This is a genomic window from Aminobacter sp. P4_H6_2 (assembly GCF_056400805.1).
Window position 1 is genome coordinate 1 of sequence record NZ_JBFUKO010000276.1, and the last position, 7,168, is coordinate 7,168.

The following is a 7,168-nucleotide window of genomic DNA, read 5'->3' on the forward strand; positions in this document are numbered from 1 at the left end:
CGGTAGGCCTCAACTGCGCGCTGGGTGCTGCCGCCATGCGCCCGCATCTCGCCGAATTGTCCGATGTCGCCGAGACCTTCATCTGCGCCTATCCCAATGCCGGCCTGCCCAACGCCTTCGGCCAGTATGACGAGAGCCCSGAMTTCATGGCCGCSCAGRTCGAGGAMTTYGCRCGCGAGGGCTTCATCAACATCGTCGGCGGTTGCTGCGGCTCGACCCCCGAGCACATCCGCGCCATCGCCGAGGCTGTCGCCAAGCATCCGCCGCGCCAGGTGCCGGAGCTCAAGCCTCAGATGCGCCTGTCGGGCCTCGAGCCATTCACGCTCACCGACGAGATTCCCTTCGTCAATGTCGGCGAGCGCACCAACGTCACCGGCTCGGCCAAGTTCCGCACGCTGGTGACCGCAGGCGATTACGCCGCCGCCCTCGATGTTGCCCGCGACCAGGTCGTCAACGGCGCGCAGATCATCGACATCAACATGGATGAGGGCCTGATCGACTCGAAAAAGGCGATGGTCGAGTATCTCAACCTGATAGCCGCCGAACCCGATATCGCGCGTGTGCCTGTCATGATCGACAGCTCCAAGTGGGAGGTGATCGAGGCCGGGCTGAAGTGCGTCCAGGGCAAGCCGATCGTCAATTCGATCTCGATGAAGGAAGGCGAAGAGGCCTTCCTGCACCACGCCAGGCTTTGCCGCGCCTATGGTGCCGCCGTCGTTGTCATGGCCTTCGATGAGCAGGGCCAGGCCGACACCAAGGCGCGCAAGGTCGAGATCTGCACCCGCGCCTACAAGCTTTTGACCGAGCAGGCGGGCTTTGCGCCGGAAGACATCATCTTCGACCCCAACATCTTTGCCGTCGCCACCGGCATCGAGGAGCATGACAATTACGGCGTCGACTTCATCGAGGCGACGCGCGAAATCACTGAGGCCCTGCCGCACGTCCATATCTCGGGCGGCGTGTCGAACCTGTCGTTCTCGTTCCGCGGCAACGAGCCAGTGCGCGAAGCCATGCACGCCGTGTTCCTTTACCACTGCATCCAGGTCGGCATGGACATGGGCATCGTCAATGCCGGCCAGCTCGCCGTCTACGAATCGATCGATCCGGAGCTGCGCGAGGCCTGCGAGGACGTCGTGCTCAACCGCGTGCCCAAGGCCGGCGGAACGGCGACCGAGCGCTTGCTGGAACTGGCGGAACGCTACAAGGGCACTGCCGGCAAGGAAGCCAAGGAGCGCGACCTCGCCTGGCGCGACTGGCCGGTCGAGCAGCGCATCAGCCACGCGCTGGTCAACGGCATCACCGAGTTCATCGACGCCGACACCGACGAGGCGCGGCTGAAGGCCGAGCGTCCGCTGCATGTCATCGAAGGCCCGCTGATGGCCGGCATGAACGTCGTTGGCGACCTGTTTGGCGCCGGCAAGATGTTCTTGCCGCAGGTCGTGAAGTCGGCCCGCGTGATGAAGCAGGCGGTCGCCGGCCTCCTTCCGCACATGGAGGCGGAGAAGGCGGCCAACGCCGCCAAGGGCATCGACAATGGCGAGCGCCAGACCGCCGGCAAGATCCTGATGGCGACGGTCAAGGGCGACGTCCACGACATCGGCAAGAACATCGTCGGCGTCGTGCTCGCCTGCAACAATTACGAAATCATCGACCTTGGCGTCATGGTGCCGGCAACCAAGATCCTGCAGGTCGCAAAAGACGAGAAGGTCGATATCATTGGGCTCTCCGGCCTGATCACGCCGTCGCTCGACGAGATGGCGCATGTCGCCGCCGAAATGGAGCGCGAAGGGTTCGACATTCCGCTGTTGATCGGTGGTGCCACCACCAGCCGCGTGCACACGGCGGTGAAGATCCATCCGCGTTACACCAGCGGCCAGACCGTCTATGTCAACGACGCCAGCCGTGCGGTCGGCGTGGTGTCCAATCTGTTGTCCCCGAGCGCCAAGAGCGGCTACGTCGAGACCATTCAGGCCGAATACAAGAAGGTCGCCGACGCCCATGCTCGCTCGGAGGCCGACAAGCAGCGCCTGCCGCTGGCCAAGGCGCGTGCCAATGCGCACAAGGTTGACTGGGCATCCTACAYGCCGCCCAAGCCGTCCTTCCTCGGCACCAAGGTGTTCGAGAACTGGGATCTGGCAGAGCTCGCCCGCTATATCGACTGGACGCCGTTCTTCCAGACCTGGGAGATGAAGGGGCGTTATCCCAAGATACTCGAGGATGAAGCGCAGGGCCCTGCGGCACGGCAGCTGTTCGAGGACGCGCAGGCGATGCTGAAGAAGATCATCGACGAGAAATGGTTCGCCCCCAAGGCCGTCCTCGGCTTCTGGCCGGCCAATGCGGTCGGCGACGACGTCAGGCTTTTCGCCGACGAGGCGCGCTCGCAGGAACTGGCGACCTTCTTCACCCTTCGTCAGCAACTGACCAAGCGCGACGGCAAGGCCAATATGGCGCTGTCTGACTTCATCGCCCCGCTCGACAGCGGCAAGGCAGACTATCTCGGCGGCTTTGTCGTCACGGCCGGCATCGAGGAAGTAGCGATCGCCCAGCGCTTCGAGCGCGCCAATGACGATTATTCCTCGATCATGGTCAAGGCGCTGGCCGACCGTTTCGCCGAGGCCTTCGCCGAGCGCATGCACGAAAAGGTACGCAAGGAGTTATGGGGCTACGCGCCGGACGAAAATCTCGCACCCGACGATCTGATCGGCGAGCCATATCGCGGCATCCGGCCGGCACCTGGCTATCCCGCGCAGCCTGACCACACCGAGAAGGTGACGTTGTTCCGCCTGCTCGACGCGGAGAAGAATTCCGGCGTCAGCCTCACCGAAAGCATGGCGATGTGGCCGGGCTCGTCGGTCTCCGGCGTCTATCTGGCGCATCCCGAGAGCTATTATTTCGGCGTCGCCAAGGTCGAGCGCGACCAGGTCGAAGACTATGCCACGCGCAAGGGCATGACCATCACCGAGGTCGAGCGCTGGCTGGGGCCGATCCTCAACTATGTGCCCGCGTCCTACGCGCAAGCGGCGGAATGAGGCGCCCGCTCCTGACGATGCGGTGATCAACGCTTGCGTTTTTGGGACTCCTGATAGGGCATGCCGGTGGTGCGTTCATTCAGAACGTTTCGGAGTGGCATGCCCATGGCGCGCCGCTTCGCGCTGCAAGCGTTGCGCTATGAATCCGCCGTCGACACGGCAATCATCAACGCGGTTTTTAGGCCTGGTTTGAATGGGGAGGCTGAGCGCAGTAAGCCGAAGCCTAGCGGCCCGATTGCCATCAAGTCGAGCACACAACGAGGTGAATGGCGGAGAGGGAGGGATTCGAACCCCCGATGGGCTTGCACCCATGCCGCATTTCGAGTGCGGTGCATTCGACCACTCTGCCACCTCTCCGCGGTCGTGATCGGCCGTTGCCGGCGCGGCGCACTAGATAACGGCTCATGGCCTATCGCACAAGGCCAAATGTGGCCGAGATCAGCTATCTTTTCAGTCGAGGCGGAAATAGGCGCAAGACGCTGCGTCAGCTGTGTTGCCGCCATGCCCTTTTCGCTCCCTTTTGGCTCGAATGCTTCGGACCTTGCAGTTGCGGAGTGCCCACAAGGCGTTTTCTTTCAGAACCCTCCAGTACCCCATCTGAGCGTTGCCGCATGCGGGTGGACCCAAGCCTTGGTCAAGGGGCTGCGGTCGACGGAGGCGGCGGGCCGCGCGGCCACACGGGCGGTCCTGGGGTGTGATAAGGCTTATTGGGGCGAGGCCGCGTCTGCACGATTGTCGGTTCTGGCACAGCCGTGTATCCGAGGGTTGCCCTCCATGACCTGATGGCAGGAGGGAGGCCGGCAGCCCCCGCGAAACGTCGGTTTGCCGGCGTGTTCGCCTTGACTCGATGGCAACCTTCGGTTACGGGACCCCTGCATTCGGCGTGGAGGGTTCTCTGCGCCGTTTGTCATGAACCCGTACGACTGACAAAAAGACGACCCGAACCGCCCAGGTGGTTCAACAAGGTCGACCGAACAGCGAAAGGCATAAAATGTTCGCAGTCATCAAAACGGGCGGCAAGCAGTATCGCGTTGCCGCCAATGATGTGATCAAGATCGAAAAGCTCGTCGGCGCCGCCGGCGACACCGTTGAATTCGTTGAAGTGCTCGCCGTTGGCGAAGGCGACAACGCCGAGATCGGCGCGCCCTTCGTGGTTGGTGCAGTGGTGAYGGCGGAAGTTGTCCAGCACGGCCGCGCCAAGACCGTCATCGCCTTCAAGAAGCGTCGTCGCCAGAATTCGCGTCGTGCGCGCGGTCACCGTCAGCACCACACCACTGTCCGGATCTCCGAGATCCTGACCGGCGGTGCGAAGCCTTCGAAGAAGGCGGCAGTGCAGGCCGAAGCCGCAGCTGACGTGGCTGCAGAAAAGCCCGCGAAGAAGGCAGCGCCGAAAAAGGCTGCAGCCGTCGCGGAATCAGAGTAATCAGAGCGACTGAAGGAGAACATCCATGGCACATAAAAAAGCTGGCGGTTCGTCGCGCAACGGTCGCGATTCAGAGTCCAAGCGTCTTGGCGTCAAGAAGTTCGGCAGCGAATCCGTGATTCCCGGCAACATTATCGTTCGTCAACGCGGCACCACCTGGCATCCCGGCGTCAACGTCGGCATGGGCAAGGATCATACGCTTTTTGCGCTCGAAGCAGGCGCCGTGACCTTCAATAAAAAAGCCAATGGCCGAACCTACGTATCGGTCAATCCGATTCTCAAGGCCGCGGAGTAGCCGGTTCCGCACTACAACACCGGCGCCCCATCTCGGGAACCGGTGTCTGGCCAAGCCAGGAAAAGGATCAGGGGAGATGGGTTTCCATCTCCCCTTTTTCATTTTTTCCTGGAGGATTTTTAACATGGTTGCCGAGAAGGAAGACAGCGAAGACGAAAGGCTGTCCGTCGATTGCCCCATATTGCTGACCGAGCGGCTGGTCCTGCGCCCGCCGCATGAAGACGACATCGCCGAGCTGGTGGAGCTCGCCGACAACCGCCACATCGCCGAGATGCTGTCGCGCATGCCGCACCCTTATGGCGAGGGCGAGGCGCGGGCCTTTCTTTCGATGGCGCGGGCCCAGCGAGGCGGCGTGGTCTACGCGATCACCGTTGCAGATACGGGTGCCTTTGTCGGCTCGGCGGGGCTCAACGTCACCGATCGTGGGCTTGAGCTCGGCTACTGGATCGGCGAGCCCTATTGGAAGTCGGGTTATGCCACCGAAGCCGCGCACGCATTGGTCGATCTCGCCTTCCGCGCGACCGACGTCAATGTGCTCAACGTTTCGTGCCGGGTCATCAACCCGGCGTCGCGGCGGGTGATCCACAAGTGCGGCTTCCAGTATGCCGGGCAGGGCATGCTGAACTCGATCGTCGCCGGCCAGGTGCCGGTCGAGCGCTACCGGCTCGACCGCAAGACCTGGGCGAGCCTCAGGTCGTGGGCACGCAGCTGAGGCGAGCTCAGGCCAGCTCGAGCCAGACCGGTTGGTGGTCGGAGCCCTTCGCCTCGCTGTCGATGCGGACGGATTTGACCTTGGCGGCCAGGTTGGCCTGGACGAAGGCGTAGTCGATCAGGCGGGTTTTTTCCGGATGGGTCGTGTCGGTCCAGGAGACCGATCCATCGGGAATTCCGCCCGCCAGCGCATAGGCGTCGACGGGATGGTGGGCGACGATCTGGGGGCCTTCGAAAGGGTCGGGCGCGCCGGTCATTTCAATATGTTCGGGCGAGCCGGGAACCATGTTGAAGTCGCCCAAAAGCACGAATTCTTCGGGGCAGGGGAGCTCGGGGAATCCGTATTCGGCAGCGCCCGATATGGCGCCGCCTTCCATCGGATAGGCGTAGACCCGTTGCTTGAGATGACGGATCTGCGCCATCCTTTCTTCTGGATTGACGTGATCGAGATGCACCGAATAGACGCGCAGCGGACCGGACGGCGCCATGACGAGCGCTTCGAGTGCAGCGCGTTGCAAATTGCCGCGGTTGAGGCGACGTGTACGCGGCAAAAGCATGCAGCGCGACGCAACGATCGGCCAGCGCGACAGCACCATGTTGCCGAATTGCAGGCGCTTGTTGGCCGGTTTCCCGTCTTCGAGCAGGCCAAAGTCGATATCCATGGCGATGCCATAGACGTGGAAATAGTCGGGCAGCAGTTCGGCAAGCCCGGCGACCATGTCAGCGCCGTTGTTGCGCATGAAATTGCGGGTCACCTCCTGCAGGGCAATGATGTCGGCACCGTCGATGCTAGCTGCGATGCGCTGAAGGTCGTAGCGGCCGTCACGGCCGATGCCGTACTGGGTGTTGTAGGTGACCAGCTTCACTGTCGAAATCTCCCGTCATCTCAGGCGGCTTTCAATCCGCGCTCGCCCTTCGCCGCGCCTTGCGCTATGGCAGGTTCGCTGAAACAACCAAATAACAGCAAGAGACGAACAGTCCGATGAAATTTCTCGATCAAGCCAAGGTATACATCCGCTCCGGCAATGGCGGCGCGGGTGCGGTGTCGTTCCGGCGCGAAAAGTTCATCGAATTCGGCGGGCCGGACGGTGGCGACGGCGGCCGCGGCGGCGACGTCTGGCTGGAAGTCGTCGACGGGCTCAACACGCTGATCGATTATCGCTATCAGCAGCATTTCAAGGCGCAGACCGGCGTGCACGGCATGGGCCGCAACATGACCGGTGCCAAGGGCTCCGACATCATCCTGAAAGTGCCTGTCGGTACGCAGGTCTATGAGGAAGACAACGAAACGCTGATCTGCGACCTGACCCAGGTCGGCCAACGCTTCCTGCTCGCCAAGGGCGGCAATGGCGGCTTTGGCAACCAGCATTTCAAGACCTCGACCAACCAGGCGCCGCGCCGCGCCAATCCCGGCCTGGACGGCCAGGAGATGTGGGTCTGGCTCAGGCTCAAGCTGATCGCCGATGCCGGCCTCGTTGGCCTGCCCAACGCCGGCAAGTCGACCTTCCTTGCCTCGGTCACGGCGGCCAAGCCGAAGATCGCCGATTATCCCTTCACCACGCTGCATCCGGGCCTCGGCGTTGCGCGCATCGATGCGCGCGAATTCGTCATCGCCGATATTCCCGGCCTGATCGAAGGCGCCCATGAGGGCGTTGGCATCGGCGACCGTTTCCTCGGCCATGTCGAGCACACCCGCGTCTTGCTGCATCT

Annotated in this window: 6 protein-coding genes and 1 tRNA gene; 5 read left to right on the forward strand and 2 right to left on the reverse strand. The window is 62.7% G+C overall.

The window, feature by feature from the left end; translation table 11 throughout:
• A partial coding sequence (gene metH, locus AC1DUU_RS18785) for a methionine synthase (RefSeq protein WP_476784918.1) occupies positions 1 to 3,029 on the forward strand: 3,029 nt, incomplete at its 5' end.
• 267 nt (positions 3,030 to 3,296) lie between these two features.
• On the opposite strand, the gene AC1DUU_RS18790 is transcribed toward metH, so the two are convergent.
• Positions 3,297 to 3,386: transfer RNA gene (locus tag AC1DUU_RS18790), tRNA-Ser, on the reverse strand.
• 634 nt (positions 3,387 to 4,020) lie between these two features.
• Here AC1DUU_RS18790 and rplU point away from each other — a divergent pair.
• The 3 genes from rplU to AC1DUU_RS18805 all read left to right on the forward strand — a co-directional run bounded on the left by rplU (position 4,021) and on the right by AC1DUU_RS18805 (position 5,459).
• The gene (gene rplU, locus AC1DUU_RS18795) at positions 4,021 to 4,452 is read left to right on the forward strand and encodes a 50S ribosomal protein L21 (RefSeq protein ID WP_476784919.1); all 432 of its coding nucleotides are present in this window, start codon (positions 4,021 to 4,023) and stop codon (positions 4,450 to 4,452) included.
• A gap of 25 nt (positions 4,453 to 4,477) precedes the next feature.
• Positions 4,478 to 4,747: a 50S ribosomal protein L27 gene (gene rpmA / locus AC1DUU_RS18800; RefSeq protein ID WP_055974797.1), complete on the forward strand. Its 270-nt coding sequence runs from the start codon at positions 4,478 to 4,480 to the stop codon at positions 4,745 to 4,747.
• A 124-nt stretch (positions 4,748 to 4,871) separates the two neighbouring features.
• Positions 4,872 to 5,459: a GNAT family N-acetyltransferase gene (locus AC1DUU_RS18805; RefSeq protein ID WP_476784920.1), complete on the forward strand. Its 588-nt coding sequence runs from the start codon at positions 4,872 to 4,874 to the stop codon at positions 5,457 to 5,459.
• Positions 5,460 to 5,466: 7 nt separating this feature from the next.
• Here AC1DUU_RS18805 and AC1DUU_RS18810 read toward each other — a convergent pair whose 3' ends face one another.
• On the reverse strand, positions 5,467 to 6,324 hold the full coding sequence (locus AC1DUU_RS18810) for an endonuclease/exonuclease/phosphatase family protein (protein WP_476784921.1): 858 nt from the start codon (positions 6,322 to 6,324) through the stop codon (positions 5,467 to 5,469).
• Between the two features lie 116 nt (positions 6,325 to 6,440).
• On the opposite strand from AC1DUU_RS18810, the gene obgE reads away from it, so the two are divergent.
• Positions 6,441 to 7,168: GTPase ObgE (gene obgE, locus AC1DUU_RS18815; protein WP_476784922.1), on the forward strand; the 728-nt coding region annotated here is incomplete at its 3' end.